The following is a 15,611-nucleotide window of genomic DNA, read 5'->3' as shown; positions in this document are numbered from 1 at the left end:
CTACAAGCTGCTAGTGTGTTTGTCTCTAACGTGCGGCTAATCGTTTGTAACCAAGGAACCAACCCATGAGAGTTCTGTTATTCGGCGCCACCGGCATGGTCGGCCAGGGTGTCCTGCGTGAGTGCCTGTTGGCCGCTGACGTGCAGGAAGTCGTCGCCGTTGGCCGCACGCCCCTGACCCAGGAACACGGCAAACTGCACCAGGTGTTGCACAGCGACATGCTGGATTTCCAGCCCCTGGAAAACCTGTTGCAAGGCTTTGATGCGTGTTTCTTCTGCCTCGGCGTTTCGTCGGCGGGGATGAATGAAGTCAAGTACACCCATCTCACCTATGACCTGACGCTGGTCGCCGCCAGCACCCTGGCGCGGCTTAATCCGCAGATGACCTTTATCTACGTCTCAGGCGCCGGGACGGACAGTTCCGAGGCGGGTAAGTCGATGTGGGCGCGGGTTAAGGGCAAGACCGAGAATGCCTTGCTGCGCCTGCCGTTCAAGGCGGTGTATCTGTTCCGGCCTGGGGTGATCCAGCCGTTGCATGGCGTGCGGTCGAAGACGCCGTTGTATCAGTCGTTTTATTCGGTGCTCGGGCCGTTGCTGTCGTTCGTGCGGCGGCTGAAACCAGGCTGGGTGGTGAGTACCGAGACCGTAGGCCGGGCGATGTTGCAGGCTGCCAGCCAGGGTGCGCCGCAGCCGGTGGTGGAGCAGGCCGAGATCAATCGGCTGGCCAGCGAGCGTCGCTGATGTTGCACAAGAGTCTGGTGCGTCGCTTGGACCTGATCACGCTGCAGTTGTTTGTGGCGGTGTTCGAGGAAGGCACGCTCACCCGTGCTGCCAACCGTGAGGCCATTGCAGTGTCGGCTGCCAGCAAGCGCTTGATGGAGCTGGAGCAGGTGCTGGGCGTCAGCCTGTTCGTGCGCCGCGCCAAGGGCATGGACCTGACGGCAGCCGGTGAAACCCTGCTGCACCATGCGCGGCAGATGCTTTTCAACGTTGAGAAGATGGGCCTGGAACTGGGCGAACACAGCCATGGTGTGCGCGGCTATGTGCGAATGCTGGCCAATCTATCGGCAATTATTCAGTTTCTTCCGGAAGACCTGCGGGGCTTTTCCGAACTGCACCCCGAAGTGAAAACCGACCTGGAAGAACGTCCCAGCAAGGGTGTGGTGCAAGGTGTGTTGGATGGCGTGGCGGACCTTGGGATTTGTTCCAGTGATACCGACATCAAAGGCCTGCCCAGCGTGACGTATCGACGCGACAAACTGGTGGTGCTGATGCCGGCGGATCACCCGTTGGCAGTGCGTGAAACCCTGGCGTTCAGTGAAACCCTCGACAGCGATTACGTCGGCCTGCACGCCGCCAGCTCCATCAATATGCGCACCCATGCGGCCGCGCGCGAGGCGGGCAAGATGCTGCGCCTGCGCATTCATGTGCCGGGGTTCGACGCGATGTGTCGGATGGTCCAGGCCAACATGGGCATCGGAATACTGCCGCAGAAAGCGTATGAACTGTTTGGTCGTGCACTGGGTTTGCATGCCGTGCCGCTGACGGACGATTGGTCGGATCGCAGCCTGATCCTGGTGGTGCGTGATAAAACACAACTGTCGCCGGTCAGCCGCCTGCTCTTCGATTATCTCCACAACCCCGTGTAGGAGCCCGGCTTGCCGGCGATGGCCATTTCAAGGCATGCGTCGGTTTCAAAGACACCATCGCCGGTAAGTCGGCTCCTACAGGGATGTTCGTGTTTGGCGAACGCTTGTTGCCAACTGACGGTTGGATTTCCTTTGCACCTGCCCTCTAGTCTTGGCGTCACATTCCAAGAATAAGAGGTACACCCCATGACGGCTCCTTTGAGCGGTATCAAGGTGATCGAGATCGGCACCCTGATTGCTGCGCCGTTCGCCGCTCGGCTGATGGCCGAGTTTGGCGCCGAGGTGATCAAGATCGAAGCCATGGGCCAGGGCGATCCGCTTCGCAAATGGCGAAAGCTGCACGAAGGCACGTCGCTGTGGTGGTACCTGCAATCGCGTAACAAAAAGTCCCTGGCGCTGGATCTCAAGTCGCCCGAAGGCCTGGACCTGATCAAGCAATTGCTCGGTGACGCCGATGTGCTGATTGAAAACCTGCGCCCCGGCGGCCTGGAAAAACTCGGCCTCGGCTGGGACGTGCTGCACGCCCTCAACCCCAAGCTGACGTTGGTGCGCATCTCCGGTTACGGCCAGACCGGCCCGTATCGCGACCGCCCTGGCTTTGGTGCCATCGGCGAGGCCATGGGCGGTATCCGCTACACCACTGGCAACCCGGACTCGCCACCGGCGCGGGTCGGCGTGAGCCTGGGGGATTCCCTGGCGTCGTTGCACGGTGTGATCGGCGCGCTGATGTCACTGCTGCGGGTCAAGACGGGGCAGGGCGACGGGCAGATTGTCGATGTGTCATTGGCCGAAAGCGTGTTCAACCTGATGGAAAGCCTGGTGCCGGAATACGACATGCTCGGCCATGTGCGTGAACGCAGCGGCGGTGCCTTGCCGGGCATTGCGCCCTCCAACACCTACCTCACAGCCGACGGTGCCTACGTGGTGATCGCCGGCAACAGTGACCCGATCTACAAGCGCCTGATGCACACCATTGGTCGCGCCGACCTGGCCGAAGCGCCCGAGTTTGCCCACAACGATGGGCGCGCCGCCAAAAGCGGGTTGCTCGACGCCGCGATCACCCACTGGACCAGCAGCCTGCCCATCGACCACGTACTCAGCGCGCTTGAAGCCGCAGAGGTACCGGCGGGGCGCATCTACTCCGTCGCGGATATCGTCAGTGACCCGCACTACCAGGCGCGTGACATGTTGCTCAATGCCGAGCTGCCTGGCGGTGTGTCGGTAAAGATGCCCGGCATCGTGCCCAAACTCTCGGACACCCCTGGCGGCGTGAACTGGCAGGGCCCGTCCCTGGGGCAACACACCGACGAAATTCTCGGCAGCCTGGGCCTGGCCGGCGCCGATATCCAACGCCTGAAAACCTCGGGAGTGGTGCAATGATCACAGACTATTCAGACCCGCTGATCGTGCAGGAAGTGTCCCCGCGTGACGGCCTGCAAATCGAGCCGACCTGGGTCGCAACGGCGGACAAGATCGCCTTGATCGACCAGCTTTCCCTGGCCGGTTTTTCACGGATCGAAGCCGGTTCGTTTGTCTCGCCCAAGGCCATTCCAGCATTGCGCGATGGCGAGCAAGTGTTCCAGGGCATCCAACGCAAGCCGGGTGTTATCTATGTCGCACTGATCCCCAATCTCAAGGGCGCCCTGCGTGCCATCGAGTCCCGTGCCGATGAGTTGAACCTGGTGATGTCCGCCAGCCAGACCCACAACCTGGCCAATATGCGCATGCGCTGTGAAGCGTCGTTGGCGGCGTTTGGCGAGATCGTCAGCGTTGCCGCCGACCACCCGGTGAGGCTCAACGGCAGCATCGCCACCACGTTCGGTTGCCCGTTTGAAGGCACGATCGATGAAGACCGCGTGCTGCAATTCGTTGACGCTTACCTTGAACTGGGCATCCAGGGTATCAGCCTGGCCGACACCACGGGCATGGCCAATCCACGCCAGGTGGAACGCCTGGTCAAGCGCGTGTTGCAGCGCGTATCCGCCAGCGACCTGACCCTGCACTTTCACAACACCCGCGGCCTGGGTTTATGCAACGTGCTGGCCGCTTATGAGGCCGGTGCCCGTCGATTTGACGCGGCGCTCGGCGGTTTGGGCGGCTGCCCGTTCGCACCGGGGGCGTCGGGCAATATCTGCACTGAAGATTTGGTCAACCTGTGCGAAGAGGTCGGGATTCACACCGGCATCGACCTGCCGCACCTGCTGCACATGTCCCGCCGCCTGCCGGCCCTGTTGGGCCATGAACTGCCTGGCCAGGTGGCGAAGGCCGGGCGCAATGGCGACCTGCATCCGCCGCCGGCCTACATCGCCACGCTGTAGCACCGCACCAGACAACAAAAACAATCGGGCGCCTGTGAGCAGCCCGCTGGAGAGAAACCATGAGCACTAATACGTTGGAGGCCGGCGCGCGCCCGGCTGCTGAAATCGATGCCGAAAAAGCCCTGGTCAGCAAGGTCGCCTGGCGCCTGATGCCACTGATCATGGTGTGCTACCTGTTCGCGTTTTTTGACCGTATCAACATCAGCTTTGCCAAGTTCCAGTTGCAAGCGGACCTGAGCCTGAGCGACACCGCCTATGGCCTGGGCGCCGGGTTGTTCGTGGTGGGATACGTAATCTTCGAAGTGCCAAGCAACATGATGCTGTACAAGGTCGGCGCGCGGCGCTGGATTGCGCGGATCATGATGTCGTGGGGGCTGGCGACGGCGGCCATGGTGTTTGTCACGGCAGAATGGCAGTTCTATGTGCTGCGCTTCCTGATCGGCGCAATGGAGGCAGGTTTTGCGCCTGGCGTGCTGTATTACCTGACGTTGTGGTTCCCGCAGCACTTCCGTGGGCGCATCACGTCGATGCTGTTCCTGGCGTCGGCCTTTGCCGGCCTGGTGGGCGCACCGTTCTCCGGCTTGGTGCTGGAGCACCTCGACGGCGTCTTGCAAATGCGCGGCTGGCATTGGCTGTTCCTGCTCGGTGGCTTGCCGTGCATCGGCCTGGGCTTCCTGGTGCTGACGCTGCTCAAGGACCGCATCGAAGATGCCCATTGGCTGACACCCGCGGAGAAAACCTTGCTGGCCAGTCGCATCGCCAAGCATGAGCCGAACCAGCACGGGGGCTCGCTGCTGTCAGCAATCCGCATTCCTGGGTTCCTGATGCTCGGCTTCATCTACTTCCTGATCCAGGTGGCGTCCTACGGCCTCAACTTCTGGGCGCCGCAATTGATCCGCAGCGCCGGTACCCAGAGCCCGGTGATGATCGGCCTGCTCACGGCGATTCCTTATGTGTGCGGCGCGATCACCATGGTGGTGATCGGGCGGCTGTCGGATGCCTCCGGCGAGCGGCGCAAGTTTGTCTGCGGCCTGGTGGTGCTGGGGGCGGTGGGCTTCTTCAGTGCCGGCATTTTCGCCGACCACACGACCTTTCTGATTATTGCCCTGGGCATGCTGGGCGCGGGCATCATCGCCTCGATCCCGACCTTCTGGACCCTGCCACCCAAGTTGCTGGCCGGTGCCGGAGCCGGCGCGGCGGGTGGGATTGCGGTGATCAATACCCTCGGGCAGTTCGGTGGCATTGTCAGCCCGGTGATGGTGGGACGCATCAAGGACCTCACCGGCAGCACCACCCCGGCACTGTATGTGATCGGCGTGTGCGCGCTGTTGGCAGCAGCGCTGCTGCTGTGGGGCTTGCCGCAAAAACTGCGCACGCTCGATAAAGGCTGATCAGCCAGCGGTGGCCAACGCTCGGGCCGGTGTGGCGCTGAACTGAATCAATGCCACCCCGCCAATCAACAACAACGCCCCCAGCACACGGGGCGTTGTCAGTTGGCGCTCCACCAGGCCGAACAGGCCGAAGTGATCCAGCACCAACGAGGCCAGAATCTGCCCAGCCATGGCCAGCGCGATGAACCCCGACGCACCCAGTTTGGGCAGCAGCATCAACGCCAGGGCAATAAAGCACACGCCAAACGCGCCGCCCGCCCACATCCACAAGGGCGCCTTGCTGATAAACGCCAGGCTTGGCAATGGCAAGCGCATCGCCAGAATCACCGGCAGCAACACGATGATGCTCACCAGCAGTGACGCCAGGGTGGCCCACAATGGATGGCCGAGCCCGCGCCCGAGGTTTGCGTTGATCGCGCTCTGAAACGGCACCACCGCGCCGCCGATGACCGCCAGCGCCAACAGACCTACCCAATGCAACGTCGTCATGTCCAATCTCCCAGAGGTTTTGCTGGACTCTAGGCTATTCGTCACGCAAATTTAAATTCCAAGTTCTTATGCCGAGCATGCAGCTGATGAATGATCTGCGCCGCATCGACCTCAACCTACTGGTGATCCTCGACGCCTTGCTCAGTGAGCAACACGTCACCCGTGCTGGCGAGCGTTTGCACCTGAGCCAGCCGGCGGTCAGTCATGCGCTGGCGCGTTTGCGTGACCTGCTGGGCGACCCGCTGCTGGTGCGCCAGGGCGGTAGCCTGGTGCCGACGGCCCGCGCGCTGGAGTTGGCCACGCCACTGGCTGAAGCCCTGGCGCAGGTACAGGCCCTGCTGGCGCCGAATCGCTTTGACCCGGCGTCGGCCAAACGTAGGTTTCGTGTGGCGATGTCTGACTACAGTGCGGCGATTTTCCTACCCGACCTGGTGCGGATGCTGCGCCGCGAGGCTCCGGGTATCGATCTGCAAATCATCCAGGCCAGCCGTGAAGGCATGGTGGAGGGCGTGCTCAATGGCGACCTTGACCTGGCGGCGGGGGTCTTCCCCGACATGCCCGCAGAACTGTGTACTACGCCGTTGTTCGAAGAGCACTACACCTGCCTGGTGGACCGCAACAGCCTGTCGGCAAATGGCACATTGGATTTGTCCACCTACCTGTCACGCCCCCATGTCTTGTTGGAAATGCGTGGCAGCGGCACACCGGAAATCGAGCGGGCACTGACGGCGATTCGTGAACGTCGACACGTAGCAATCAGCCTGCCGCACTGGGGCGTAGCACCGCAGTTGATCCAAGGCACCGACCTGATCCTCACCGTCTCGACGCGTGGCTTGCTGAATATTGATCACCAGCACTTGTTGGCCGTACCGCCGCCCTTTCATATTCCATCGTTTGCGTTTGAATTGGCGTGGCATGCACGCCGGGGCGGGGATTCGGGGTTGCAGTGGTTGATTGGGCAGGTGCAGGGTGTATTGTCCAAGGGCCACCGCTGACAGGAAAACAACACCATGCTTTCTGGCTTCAACCACCTCACCCTCGCTGTCACCGATTTGGATCGCAGCGTCCGCTTCTATCATCAGCTGTTGCAACTTCAACTGGACGCTACCTGGGACGCCGGCGCCTACCTCTCGCTGCCGGGCCTGTGGTTATGTTTGTCGCTCGATCCATTGCGCACTGCGCAGCCGGCGGCCGACTACACCCATTACGCGTTCACAGTGGCTGCAGATGATTTCAGCGCACTGGTGGCACGCCTGCGCGCGGAGGATGTGCAGGAGTGGCGCGACAACCGCAGTGAAGGTGCCTCGTTCTATTTTCTCGACCCGGACGGCCACAAGCTCGAAGCCCATGTCGGCGACCTGGCCTCGCGGTTGCAAGCGTGTCGCGCCAAGCCTTATGCGGGAATGAAGTTTTACCCGTAGCACGGGAACGTGCAGAATCCCGTCACTGTTCAACCCCCCTGTCTGAGTCTCGCCCATGACCCCATCCTTGCTGTTCGCCGTGCTTGCTTCAGGTTTTATCTACGGTATTACGCCGGGGCCGGGGGTGTTGGCCGTGTTCGGCATCGGCGCCGCCCGTGGCCGGCGTGCCGGCGCAGGGTTCCTGTGCGGGCACCTGCTGGGAGATGTGGTGTGGTGCTCGACAGCGCTGATCGCCATCGTTGGGGCGCGGGAAGTGGGCAGCAGTGCGTTTGATGTGCTTGGTGTGCTCAGTGGCCTGTATTTGTTCTGGCTTGGCTGGCGCGCGATCCGAACCCAGCGCCGCAGCAGCGATGCGCCTCAAGGGGCAGCACGGCATCCGTTCTGGCATGGCATCGTGTTCGGCCTGACCAACCCCAAGGCGTACCCAGTGGCGGTGGCGACATTCACGGCGTTGCTGTCCAGCCGTGCCGAGTTGCTGACCTGGTCGATGCTGCCGTCGTTGATCTTCCTGAGCTTTGTCGGCGGGCTGCTCGCCTATGCGATCCTGATCGGTGTGGTCGGCGCCCAGCGGGTGCGTACGGTGTATCAACGCCATGAAATCCTGATCACCAGACTCTGCGGCGTGATGTTTATCGGTTTCGCCATCAATGCTCTAGCGCATGCATTACCAGGCTTGTTTGGCAGCAAACCCGCCTGATTTGATGATGACCGTTCGTCGCACTGGCGAGTTTTTTCTAAACCTTTGCCGCCCTGAAAATTCGAATTGAGGGCGGGGTGTGTTCCCCCGCACCTATTTTTACCCTGGAGGAACCCATCATGAGCCGCATGGCTATCCGGTTACGCACCGCCAGTTTCGCGATGCTGCTGGGCCTCGGCGCCAGCAATGCTTTCGCCCAGTCGCCTGCTGAATTCATCGAGCAGGCTTCGGCCAAAGGCATGGCCGATATCGAAACCAGTCGCATGGCCCACGCCAAGACCTCGTCCCAGGAAATCAAGGACTACACCATTGAGGTGATCAACGAGCGCACCCTGGCCAACCAGCATCTGGCGGCCATCGCCAAGAAGCTCGACTTGCCCGTCGCGCCGCGCGAAAAGATCGTCGACAAAGCCGAAACCCTGATGCCCGAACTCAAGGACGGCGACTCCTTTGATGCGGCCTACACGGCGCAACAAGTTAAGGAAAACGAAGACGCTATCGCCCTGTTCAAAAAGGAAGGTGCAGCGTCGGATGTGCCAGAAATAAAAGCCCTGGTGGATGAGACGCTGCCCAAGTTGGAAGAGCGTCTGCAAAAAGCCCGTGCATTGGCATCGACCTATGGCAAGGGTCATCAAGGCGACGGTTGAGCCTGTCACCTGAACTGAAAAACGGCGGTTGGCGCTTCTCCAACCGCCGTTTTTTTATGCCTGGTTCAAATCGGTCTTGATCTGCGCGGCATCGTCGGCGTGCTCGCCGCAACTGCTGTTGAGGCTGACGCTACCTGCCGCACCGATGCTGCGGTATTCCTTGCGCAGTTTCTCGAGTTCTTTACGGTCGAGCCCGTCCAGGCTCAGCACGGCATTCTGTGCATCCTTGGACACGCGCAGCAGCTCATCGATCTTGATATGCAGGATGTCGTTGTCGCGGTTCTGCGTGTTCTGGATCAGGAACACCATCAGGAAGGTGATGATGGTGGTCGAGGTATTGATGATCAGCTGCCAGGTGTCGTTGTAGTGGAAATACGGCCCGCTCAGGCTCCATGCCAGGATCAACGCCACCGCCGCGTAGAACGTGCGTGGGCTGCCCGCCCAACGGGACAGGGATTGGGAGACTGCGGAGAATTTCATGACCGTTGTTCCTTTGGAAGAGGTGATGAAATAATGGACCGCAGGGAATCTTTGAAATTTCTTTTTACATTTGGCTGGGTGAACAAAGTTGTACGTTTTTGTCGTCAGCTACCTCAGAAGGCCAGCTCCGCTTGGCCAGTGCCCTCCAGCGCGAGCAAATACTGCTTGGCTTCCAGCCCCCCGGCAAACCCGGTCAACCCGCCCGACGCGCCGATTACCCGGTGGCACGGTGCAATGATCGATATCGGGTTACGCCCATTGGCGGCCCCCACCGCGCGCACGGCTTTCGGGTTGCCGATCTGCTGTGCGATCTGGCTGTAACTTCGGGTCTCGCCGAAAGGAATCGTCAGCAGTGCCTGCCAGACCCGCTTCTGGAAATCGGTGCCGGAAAAGTCCAACTCCAGCTCGAACTGGTTGCGCGTACCCGCGAAGTATTCCTGCAACTGGCGTTCGGTTTCCAGCAGCACCGCGCTGTCATTGGCCTCGCGCAATTCCCCCAAACGCACACGGTTGGCGCGCTCGGTTTCCCAGAGGATGGCGCCGAGTTTGCCGTTGCGCGCCACCAGGGTGAGTTGGCCGACGGGGGAGGGAATGAGTTTGTATTCGTAGGGCATGGGCCTGATCCTTGACGCTGTATGGCGTCACTATCCGTGTTGTAAACCGTGGGGGAACCCTGTTTCTTGCGATGGAATTCCACGTGGCTAAAAACGCCAGTGAATCCAATTGCCCGACCCATAGACCCAGGAGACCTGGAAGATAAACCAGGCTATCGAGGGCGTCGACAATGCGACCAGTGAGCCGACATTGAGCAGAGCAATGATGGCTGCGACGATTGTCAGACCTCGACTGGCATGCTGCCTCGCGTACCACGCGCCATAGATAGACCCGGCAACGGTCGCTATCGATCCAAGGCCTCCGAGACCTAGGGGGGGCAAGGGCATCAGCGAGGCCAGCAGTGGAATGATCAGCACCAGCCCCACGACTTTTCTAAAGATCGGCCTCGGCGTTTTTTGTCCGCGCGGGAGCATTCTAAGTTGTCCTGTTTCTGGGTAAGGGGTTTCCCATAGTGATAGGCGAATTTTCTTATCCCTGTAGGGATGGGCTTAATCAATGTTCCAGCTGAAGCACTTTCAGCGCTGCCGACGCCAGAAACCCCGAACGGCTTTTTTCTTCCGGGTGGTGCAGTACCTATTCATCGATACGATTGAGCAGATAACCGGGCAATGTGATGTTGAGCTTCTGCGCCTTGCCCGGGGACTTGGTGACATCGATGTCCAGCCTGCGTACTGAGGATTGGCGGCATGCAGGGTGACCTTTTGCGCACTGGGAATCGGCGCACCGTCTTCTGCGAGGATCTGCGAAGGCGTTACCGAATATGTATCGTCTGTGCAATGACGGCGATAAACTCATCAACTAGCACACTTTTTGTTTCAGTCCGGGTCAGCACCAACAATTGCGCACACGCATCCCCCTCCACCAACGGCCGGTAAGTCACACCTTTATTCATCAAACTCTGCGTGCACGCCGGCACCAACGCCACCCCTTGCCCGGCCGCCACCAGCGCAATGATCGATGTGATCTGCCGCCCGGTCGGGCCTGGGCGTAATGGCTGGCCGTGGTGGCGGTAAAGCTGTTCGATGGACTGGTTGAGCCCCGAGCCATAATCGGCTGGGAATAAAATCAACGGGTAGGCACTGAGCTGCGCCAGGTTGACGCTGGGTTGACGGGCCAGCGGGCTGTCGCTGGAAACGGCGGCTACCAAGCGCTCTTCGCCCAGGGACAGCGCATGCACCTCGTCGCCCTTTGGCAGCAGGCGACTTAGCCCGATATCCAGCCGCCCGTCCGCAACTTGCGCGCCCAGGCTGCCGGAGGCGCATTCCACCAGGGTCAACTGCACATCGGGAAACCGTTGGGCAAATTCCTGGATCGCCTGGCTGAACAAATCCGACAGGGCGATCGAGCTGACATACCCCAGTGCCAGTTGCCCCGCAGTGCCCGCCGCCAGCTTCCCGGCGATGACCTGCGCCAATTCCACCTGCTCCAGCACGCTGCGTGCGTAGGGCAGGAACGATCGGCCCTGAGCGGTGAGGGTGACCGTACGGCTGGTGCGATCAAACAGCTTGAAGCCCAGCTCCGTCTCCAGCGCCGAGATCTGCCGCGTCAGCGGCGGCTGTGCCAAATGCAGGCGAATGGCCGCGCGGCCGAAGTGCAATTCTTCGGCGACCGTCAGAAAGTAACGCAGCTTGCGTAGGTCGAGCATCCTGGTCCTTGGGTATCGATCGGTCCGAAATCGGTATTGGTTTTAGACCTGCCGGCCATTCTATAAAGACCTCACAAAATAAAACGAGAGGTTTCATGAAACCGCGCCTGCATTGTGCCCGTCTTGCCCTGTTCCTGTGTGGCTGCGCGGCGTTTCTCAACCTGTATGCCACCCAGAGCATTCTCCAGACGTTCGCCGCGCAGTTTCACATCAGCGCCAAGGCGGCGGGGTGGAGTATCACCGTGACGACCCTGGCGGTGGCGATCACTGCGCCTTTCGTCAGCCGGCTGACCGGGCGCTTTGAGCAACGCACGGTGATCAGCGCTGCGGCGTTGTTGCTGGCGGTGCCTGCGTTGATGACAGCCTATGCCGACAGCTTTGCCGAGGTGCTGGTGTGGCGGTTTGTGGAGGGCATGCTGATTCCGGTGGTATTCGCTACCAGCGTGGCGTACATCGGCGACCGCTGGCGTGGCGGCACGGTCACGGAGGTCACCAGCCTTTATGTCGCCGGGACGGTGCTGGGTGGGTTTGCCGGGCGCTTCGTCACGGGTGTGATGACGGAGTACGTGGGGTGGCGCGAAGCCTTTGAATTGATGGCGGTGCTAAGCCTGATGGTGGGTGGGTTTATCCAGTTCTTGTTGCCGGTCAGCCGCGCACGACCCGTAAGGGTTGAGACTTCGTTCTCGACGGTTTTTCGCAAGCCTTTATTGGCCGCCTACGCGGTAGGTTTTTGCGTGCTGTTTTCCCAGGTGGCGGCGTTTACCTACGCAGGTTTGTATCTCGGATTACCGCCGTTCAGCCTGGGGCCTGCGGCGCTGGGTACGCTGTACATGGTGTTCCTGTTGGCGCTGATCGTGATCCCCATCGCCGGCCGCCTCAGCAAGGCCCGGCCACATGCTGAACTGCTGAGCGTGGCTGCGGTGCTGGGTATTATCGGCTCCGCGCTGACGCTGTTGCCCTCTTTGTGGTGCATCGTTGCAGGCCTGGCCCTCAGCTCGACTGGCGTGTTCCTGGCCCAGGCGGCGGCCAACGCGTTCACCACCGCGACCGCAGGTGACAACAAAGCAGGCGCCGTGGGCGTGTACCTCACCTGTTACTACCTGGGCGGCAGTTGCGGTGCGATTGTCCCGGCGTTGGCCTGGGAGCGTTGGGGCTGGGCCGGGTGTGTGGTGCTGATTATCGCCTTCCAGGTGTTGACCTTGTTGATCGCGCTCACTGGCTGGAAGCCCGTTAAACCTCAACTGATCGCGACGCCATGAACGACACCTCAAACCGCCGCCGTACCTTGATCGCCGGCTGCAGCGCCCATGCCGTGCATGATGGCCTTACCGATGTTATCTACGTGCTATTGCCGATCTGGCAGGCGCAGTTCGCGCTGTCCTACGCCCAGATCGGACTGTTACGCGGTGCTTATTCCGGGATGATGGCAGTGTTCCAACTCATGGCCAGTCGCGCCGCGAAACGCTGGGGCAGGGTATCGATGCTGGTGGGCGGCACAGCACTTGCCGGTGCGGCTTATCTAATGGTGGGCCAAGCCACTGGATTGGTGATGTTGCTGCTGGCACTCCTGTTAGGTGGATTGGGCGCCAGCACCCAACACCCGCTGGCCTCTTCGATGATCAGCGACGCCTACGAGGACGGTGGCGGAATCAAGCAGGCGCTGTCCCAGTACAATTTTTCCGGCGATATCGGCAAAACGCTGATTCCGGGCTTGATCGGGTTGCTGCTCACCGTCATCAGCTGGCGTGCCAGCGCCACGTTGCTGGGGTTGCTCGGCTTGGCGGCGGCGGGGCTGCTGTGGTGGTTGGTTCCGGCAAAAGCATCCGAATCCACCTCTACAAAAAGCGCAAAGCCTTTCAGCGGAAGTGGCTCCGTCACCGGCCTGCGCGCCTTGATTCTCACAGGCACCCTCGACAGCGCCGTACGCATGGGCTTTCTCACCTTCCTGCCCTTTCTGCTGCAAGCGAAAGGCGCGGGCACTGCCGGTATTGGCCTGGCCCTGACGTTGCTGTTTATCGGTGGCGCATTCGGCAAATTGCTCTGCGGTTACCTGGGGGCGCGCATCGGCATGATGAAAACCGTGTGGCTGACGGAAACCAGCACCGCGTTGCTGATCGTTGCCGCGGTGTATCTGCCGCTGGCCGGGTTGATGGCGATGCTGCCGTTATTGGGCCTGGTGCTCAACGGTACGTCTTCGGTGTTGTATGGCGCCGTGCCAGATCTGGCGGGCGCGGGGAAGCGGGAGCAGGCGTTTGCAGTGTTCTACACCGGCACCATCGGTGGTGGTGCGCTGGCGCCGGTGGTGTTCGGCGGGGTGGGGGATGCGTTGGGCGTGTCGGTGGCAGTGATGGTATTGGCGGGGGTGTTGTTGGTGACGTTGCCGTTGGCGTGGGTGGTGCGGCGGGGCTTCGAGCTCAAATAATCGAGCGGTCGACCGGATGTCCAGCCCGCGCAAACAGATCGATACCGAGGGAGTGGAGTACTTTGAGTACAGTTTCGAAGCGAGGTTTTGCGCCAGGGGCGAATGCCTTGTAAAGGCTCTCACGACCCATGCCCGCTTCGGCAGCGATCTTTGTCATTCCTCGGGCTTTAGCCACGTAGCCGATGGCGCGAAGAAATTCTTGATTGTCGCCGTCGGCCAGAACCTGAGAGAGGTATTCACTGATGGCCTCGTCGCTGTCGAGCAGTTCGGTCATATCAAATGTCGTCAGCGTTTGTTTCATGATCAAACCTCTTTTGCCAATTTTTTTGCTCTACGGATATCAGTGTCCTGGGAAAACTTGTCACCGCCTACCAGCAAGATGACGATCACGAAACCATCGCCGGCGCGGGAGCCATGACCAATGAGTTCGCTGAAACCCTGCCTTCCCAACAGCGCTACCTGGCCCTTGCGATTCAGCAAATGATCGAGTTGGGGCTGATGCTGGTGGAAGCGGCGCAGGACCGCGTGGATCAAGCCGCCTAGGTCACTTGGCGCACCGCATAGGCTTGCCTTCCCAGGCCGCCCCTACCAAGGGGGAGGGGAGCCAACAAATTCCAAATCTTACAGGGACGAGGCCAGCGTAAACGGAATGCGCAATGCGCCGATCGGTCCTTCCCGCACACCGCACATTTCATCGTGCACGCAGTGCTGCACCAGTACGCAGGGAAAGGGCGGAACCCGTTGCAACAGGCTGCGCAAATGCGTGATGGAGCCGATGCGCAGCGGCTTGGCGTCATCGCCCTGCAGTGTCATCTCAACGTTATCCAGCCTGATGCGCGCGATATAGAAGCCACCTTCCAGCGACAGTAACTCCAGCTCGCGAACTTCACTGTTCATGGCCAACTCAGTCAGCATTTGCAGGTTCATGTTTCACCCTCACTGCGGGTCATTCACTGGCGACGAAAGAACAACGTGACCTGGCCCCATTCGACGCCGAACTTGGTCATGCTGGAGCGGTTGATCAGGGTGTCTTCGTCCATCAGGTACATCCAGTCATCAAAGCTCACCTCATAGACGGAACCGTCCACGGGCAGGTTGAGCCGGTAGCGCCAACGCAGTGCGTTACCCGCCACTTCGCCAATGGCCTCACCAACCACATCACCCGCCCGGCCCTTCCAGCGCCCCGGGCCATCCGGTGTCAGCGTCCACACACGTTGTTGACGCGTGCCGTCGCTGTACAGGAAGCGTTCGTCGAGAATCAAGGCATTACCCTCGCGTCGGCTGGCGATGTTCACTTCAAAGCGCTTGGCCACTTCGCCCGAGCGCTTCTGGAAAATCCCCCAGGCCTTGACGGGCTTGCTGAAGAACCGCTCCAGGTCCAACTGCGGCTGCTGGTCGGCGTAGTGCTCGACGCCTACGTTGGCGCAATTGCTCAAGCTCAATACCAGCAACAATGAAACCAGTAGACGTGTCATTGCTCGGCTCCGTGAACATGCGTAAGTATTCTTCTGAAGTGATACTTGTACAAAAATATTAATTTGTATAGGTGTGGGCGAGGCGAATGATCAGCGTCTCAAATCGCAGCCATAAAAAAACCGGCCTCAAAGGACCGGTTTTTTTATGCATTCCCCGTCAAAAACAACCTGACACAGAACGCGAATTTGAGTGGAGCGGGTAGAGGGAATCGAACCCTCGTCGGAAGCTTGGGAAGCTACTGTTCTACCATTAAACTATACCCGCTCAGAGCGGCTGACTTTGTACCAGATGTTCGTCGGGATTTGAAGTTTTTCTTCAAAAATGTGTGGGTTGTGTGCCTTTGTAGGAGCGGGCTTGCCTGC

General features: G+C 60.4%; 19 protein-coding genes, 1 tRNA gene and 1 pseudogene. 12 read left to right on the top strand and 9 right to left on the bottom strand.

Annotated features, from left to right (window positions below; translation table 11 throughout):
• The first annotated feature begins 65 nt into the window (after window positions 1–65).
• The 5 genes from AC0IYN_RS03300 to AC0IYN_RS03280 all read left to right on the top strand — a co-directional run bounded on the left by AC0IYN_RS03300 (window position 66) and on the right by AC0IYN_RS03280 (window position 5,357).
• Window positions 66–740: an NAD(P)H-binding protein gene (locus AC0IYN_RS03300; RefSeq protein ID WP_406598073.1), complete on the top strand. Its 675-nt coding sequence runs from the start codon at window positions 66–68 to the stop codon at window positions 738–740.
• Window positions 740–1,648: a LysR family transcriptional regulator gene (locus AC0IYN_RS03295; protein WP_406598074.1), complete on the top strand. Its 909-nt coding sequence runs from the start codon at window positions 740–742 to the stop codon at window positions 1,646–1,648. The genes AC0IYN_RS03300 and AC0IYN_RS03295 overlap by 1 nt, the downstream gene beginning before the upstream one ends.
• 186 nt (window positions 1,649–1,834) lie before the next feature.
• A complete protein-coding gene (locus AC0IYN_RS03290) occupies window positions 1,835–3,028 on the top strand; it encodes a CaiB/BaiF CoA transferase family protein (protein WP_457248998.1) in 1,194 nt (397 codons plus the stop codon).
• The gene (locus tag AC0IYN_RS03285; RefSeq protein WP_457267545.1) at window positions 3,025–3,966 is read left to right on the top strand and encodes a hydroxymethylglutaryl-CoA lyase; all 942 of its coding nucleotides are present in this window, start codon (window positions 3,025–3,027) and stop codon (window positions 3,964–3,966) included. Before AC0IYN_RS03290 ends, AC0IYN_RS03285 begins: the two co-directional genes overlap by 4 nt.
• A gap of 59 nt (window positions 3,967–4,025) precedes the next feature.
• Window positions 4,026–5,357: an MFS transporter gene (locus AC0IYN_RS03280; protein ID WP_406598077.1), complete on the top strand. Its 1,332-nt coding sequence runs from the start codon at window positions 4,026–4,028 to the stop codon at window positions 5,355–5,357.
• On the opposite strand, the gene AC0IYN_RS03275 is transcribed toward AC0IYN_RS03280, so the two are convergent.
• Complete coding sequence (locus AC0IYN_RS03275) at window positions 5,358–5,846, bottom strand: DMT family transporter (RefSeq protein WP_406598078.1); 489 nt, start codon at window positions 5,844–5,846, stop codon at window positions 5,358–5,360. It abuts the gene before it with no gap.
• Window positions 5,847–5,923: 77 nt separating this feature from the next.
• On the opposite strand from AC0IYN_RS03275, the gene AC0IYN_RS03270 reads away from it, so the two are divergent.
• The 4 genes from AC0IYN_RS03270 to AC0IYN_RS03255 all read left to right on the top strand — a co-directional run bounded on the left by AC0IYN_RS03270 (window position 5,924) and on the right by AC0IYN_RS03255 (window position 8,611).
• Complete coding sequence (locus AC0IYN_RS03270) at window positions 5,924–6,841, top strand: LysR family transcriptional regulator (RefSeq protein ID WP_406598079.1); 918 nt, start codon at window positions 5,924–5,926, stop codon at window positions 6,839–6,841.
• A 15-nt stretch (window positions 6,842–6,856) separates the two neighbouring features.
• The gene (fos, locus tag AC0IYN_RS03265; protein ID WP_123476418.1) at window positions 6,857–7,267 is read left to right on the top strand and encodes a fosfomycin resistance glutathione transferase; all 411 of its coding nucleotides are present in this window, start codon (window positions 6,857–6,859) and stop codon (window positions 7,265–7,267) included.
• Between the two features lie 55 nt (window positions 7,268–7,322).
• Entirely contained in the window at window positions 7,323–7,964 is a 642-nt protein-coding gene (locus tag AC0IYN_RS03260; protein WP_406598081.1) for a LysE family translocator, read from the top strand.
• Between the two features lie 119 nt (window positions 7,965–8,083).
• The gene (locus AC0IYN_RS03255) at window positions 8,084–8,611 is read left to right on the top strand and encodes a DUF4142 domain-containing protein (protein ID WP_005785958.1); all 528 of its coding nucleotides are present in this window, start codon (window positions 8,084–8,086) and stop codon (window positions 8,609–8,611) included.
• Between the two features lie 54 nt (window positions 8,612–8,665).
• On the opposite strand, the gene AC0IYN_RS03250 is transcribed toward AC0IYN_RS03255, so the two are convergent.
• The 4 genes and pseudogenes from AC0IYN_RS03250 to AC0IYN_RS03235 all read right to left on the bottom strand — a co-directional run bounded on the left by AC0IYN_RS03250 (window position 8,666) and on the right by AC0IYN_RS03235 (window position 11,351).
• Window positions 8,666–9,091 (bottom strand): low affinity iron permease family protein, encoded by a 426-nt coding sequence (locus tag AC0IYN_RS03250; protein WP_406598082.1) that lies wholly within the window; start codon window positions 9,089–9,091, stop codon window positions 8,666–8,668.
• Window positions 9,092–9,204: 113 nt separating this feature from the next.
• On the bottom strand, window positions 9,205–9,705 hold the full coding sequence (locus tag AC0IYN_RS03245) for a methylated-DNA--[protein]-cysteine S-methyltransferase (RefSeq protein ID WP_406598083.1): 501 nt from the start codon (window positions 9,703–9,705) through the stop codon (window positions 9,205–9,207).
• Between the two features lie 493 nt (window positions 9,706–10,198).
• Window positions 10,199–10,449, bottom strand: a pseudogene (locus AC0IYN_RS03240) (type II toxin-antitoxin system HicB family antitoxin); the annotation flags it as partial.
• A gap of 8 nt (window positions 10,450–10,457) precedes the next feature.
• On the bottom strand, window positions 10,458–11,351 hold the full coding sequence (locus AC0IYN_RS03235; protein WP_471840514.1) for a LysR family transcriptional regulator: 894 nt from the start codon (window positions 11,349–11,351) through the stop codon (window positions 10,458–10,460).
• Window positions 11,352–11,446: 95 nt separating this feature from the next.
• On the opposite strand from AC0IYN_RS03235, the gene AC0IYN_RS03230 reads away from it, so the two are divergent.
• Window positions 11,447–12,610: an MFS transporter gene (locus AC0IYN_RS03230; RefSeq protein ID WP_457267543.1), complete on the top strand. Its 1,164-nt coding sequence runs from the start codon at window positions 11,447–11,449 to the stop codon at window positions 12,608–12,610.
• Window positions 12,607–13,773, top strand: coding sequence for an MFS transporter (locus AC0IYN_RS03225; RefSeq protein ID WP_471840513.1), 1,167 nt, complete (start codon window positions 12,607–12,609; stop codon window positions 13,771–13,773). Before AC0IYN_RS03230 ends, AC0IYN_RS03225 begins: the two co-directional genes overlap by 4 nt.
• Here AC0IYN_RS03225 and AC0IYN_RS03220 read toward each other — a convergent pair.
• A complete protein-coding gene (locus AC0IYN_RS03220; protein WP_406598087.1) occupies window positions 13,766–14,074 on the bottom strand; it encodes an addiction module antidote protein in 309 nt (102 codons plus the stop codon). The two genes, AC0IYN_RS03225 and AC0IYN_RS03220, sit on opposite strands and share 8 nt — an antisense overlap.
• A 38-nt stretch (window positions 14,075–14,112) precedes the next feature.
• Between AC0IYN_RS03220 and AC0IYN_RS03215 the strand changes: the two genes are divergently transcribed.
• Window positions 14,113–14,316 (top strand): DUF6124 family protein, encoded by a 204-nt coding sequence (locus AC0IYN_RS03215; protein WP_471844740.1) that lies wholly within the window; start codon window positions 14,113–14,115, stop codon window positions 14,314–14,316.
• A 78-nt stretch (window positions 14,317–14,394) separates the two neighbouring features.
• On the opposite strand, the gene AC0IYN_RS03210 is transcribed toward AC0IYN_RS03215, so the two are convergent.
• From AC0IYN_RS03210 to AC0IYN_RS03200, 3 genes are all read right to left on the bottom strand, one after another.
• On the bottom strand, window positions 14,395–14,700 hold the full coding sequence (locus AC0IYN_RS03210; protein ID WP_406598089.1) for a DUF6482 family protein: 306 nt from the start codon (window positions 14,698–14,700) through the stop codon (window positions 14,395–14,397).
• A gap of 23 nt (window positions 14,701–14,723) precedes the next feature.
• Complete coding sequence (locus AC0IYN_RS03205) at window positions 14,724–15,248, bottom strand: DUF3833 domain-containing protein (RefSeq protein ID WP_406598090.1); 525 nt, start codon at window positions 15,246–15,248, stop codon at window positions 14,724–14,726.
• A gap of 191 nt (window positions 15,249–15,439) precedes the next feature.
• Window positions 15,440–15,513, bottom strand: a tRNA-Gly gene (locus AC0IYN_RS03200).
• Window positions 15,514–15,611 lie beyond the last annotated feature (98 nt).

Source organism: Pseudomonas sp. AC112, assembly GCF_979253545.1.
Note: the sequence above shows the minus strand (reverse complement) of the source record. Positions and strands in the feature narration are given on the sequence as shown.

Bases quoted from the DNA above. Each gene is read 5' to 3' on its own strand.
- AC0IYN_RS03300 (WP_406598073.1), top strand. From the start codon at position 66: ATGAGAGTTCTGTTATTCGGCGCCACCGGCATGGTCGGCCAGGGTGTC.
- AC0IYN_RS03295 (WP_406598074.1), top strand. From the start codon at position 740: ATGTTGCACAAGAGTCTGGTGCGTCGCTTGGACCTGATCACGCTGCAG.
- AC0IYN_RS03290 (WP_457248998.1), top strand. From the start codon at position 1,835: ATGACGGCTCCTTTGAGCGGTATCAAGGTGATCGAGATCGGCACCCTG.
- AC0IYN_RS03285 (WP_457267545.1), top strand. From the start codon at position 3,025: ATGATCACAGACTATTCAGACCCGCTGATCGTGCAGGAAGTGTCCCCG.
- AC0IYN_RS03280 (WP_406598077.1), top strand. From the start codon at position 4,026: ATGAGCACTAATACGTTGGAGGCCGGCGCGCGCCCGGCTGCTGAAATC.
- AC0IYN_RS03275 (WP_406598078.1), bottom strand. From the start codon at position 5,846: ATGACGACGTTGCATTGGGTAGGTCTGTTGGCGCTGGCGGTCATCGGC.
- AC0IYN_RS03270 (WP_406598079.1), top strand. From the start codon at position 5,924: ATGCAGCTGATGAATGATCTGCGCCGCATCGACCTCAACCTACTGGTG.
- fos (WP_123476418.1), top strand. From the start codon at position 6,857: ATGCTTTCTGGCTTCAACCACCTCACCCTCGCTGTCACCGATTTGGAT.
- AC0IYN_RS03260 (WP_406598081.1), top strand. From the start codon at position 7,323: ATGACCCCATCCTTGCTGTTCGCCGTGCTTGCTTCAGGTTTTATCTAC.
- AC0IYN_RS03255 (WP_005785958.1), top strand. From the start codon at position 8,084: ATGAGCCGCATGGCTATCCGGTTACGCACCGCCAGTTTCGCGATGCTG.
- AC0IYN_RS03250 (WP_406598082.1), bottom strand. From the start codon at position 9,091: ATGAAATTCTCCGCAGTCTCCCAATCCCTGTCCCGTTGGGCGGGCAGC.
- AC0IYN_RS03245 (WP_406598083.1), bottom strand. From the start codon at position 9,705: ATGCCCTACGAATACAAACTCATTCCCTCCCCCGTCGGCCAACTCACC.
- AC0IYN_RS03235 (WP_471840514.1), bottom strand. From the start codon at position 11,351: ATGCTCGACCTACGCAAGCTGCGTTACTTTCTGACGGTCGCCGAAGAA.
- AC0IYN_RS03230 (WP_457267543.1), top strand. From the start codon at position 11,447: ATGAAACCGCGCCTGCATTGTGCCCGTCTTGCCCTGTTCCTGTGTGGC.
- AC0IYN_RS03225 (WP_471840513.1), top strand. From the start codon at position 12,607: ATGAACGACACCTCAAACCGCCGCCGTACCTTGATCGCCGGCTGCAGC.
- AC0IYN_RS03220 (WP_406598087.1), bottom strand. From the start codon at position 14,074: ATGAAACAAACGCTGACGACATTTGATATGACCGAACTGCTCGACAGC.
- AC0IYN_RS03210 (WP_406598089.1), bottom strand. From the start codon at position 14,700: ATGAACCTGCAAATGCTGACTGAGTTGGCCATGAACAGTGAAGTTCGC.
- AC0IYN_RS03205 (WP_406598090.1), bottom strand. From the start codon at position 15,248: ATGACACGTCTACTGGTTTCATTGTTGCTGGTATTGAGCTTGAGCAAT.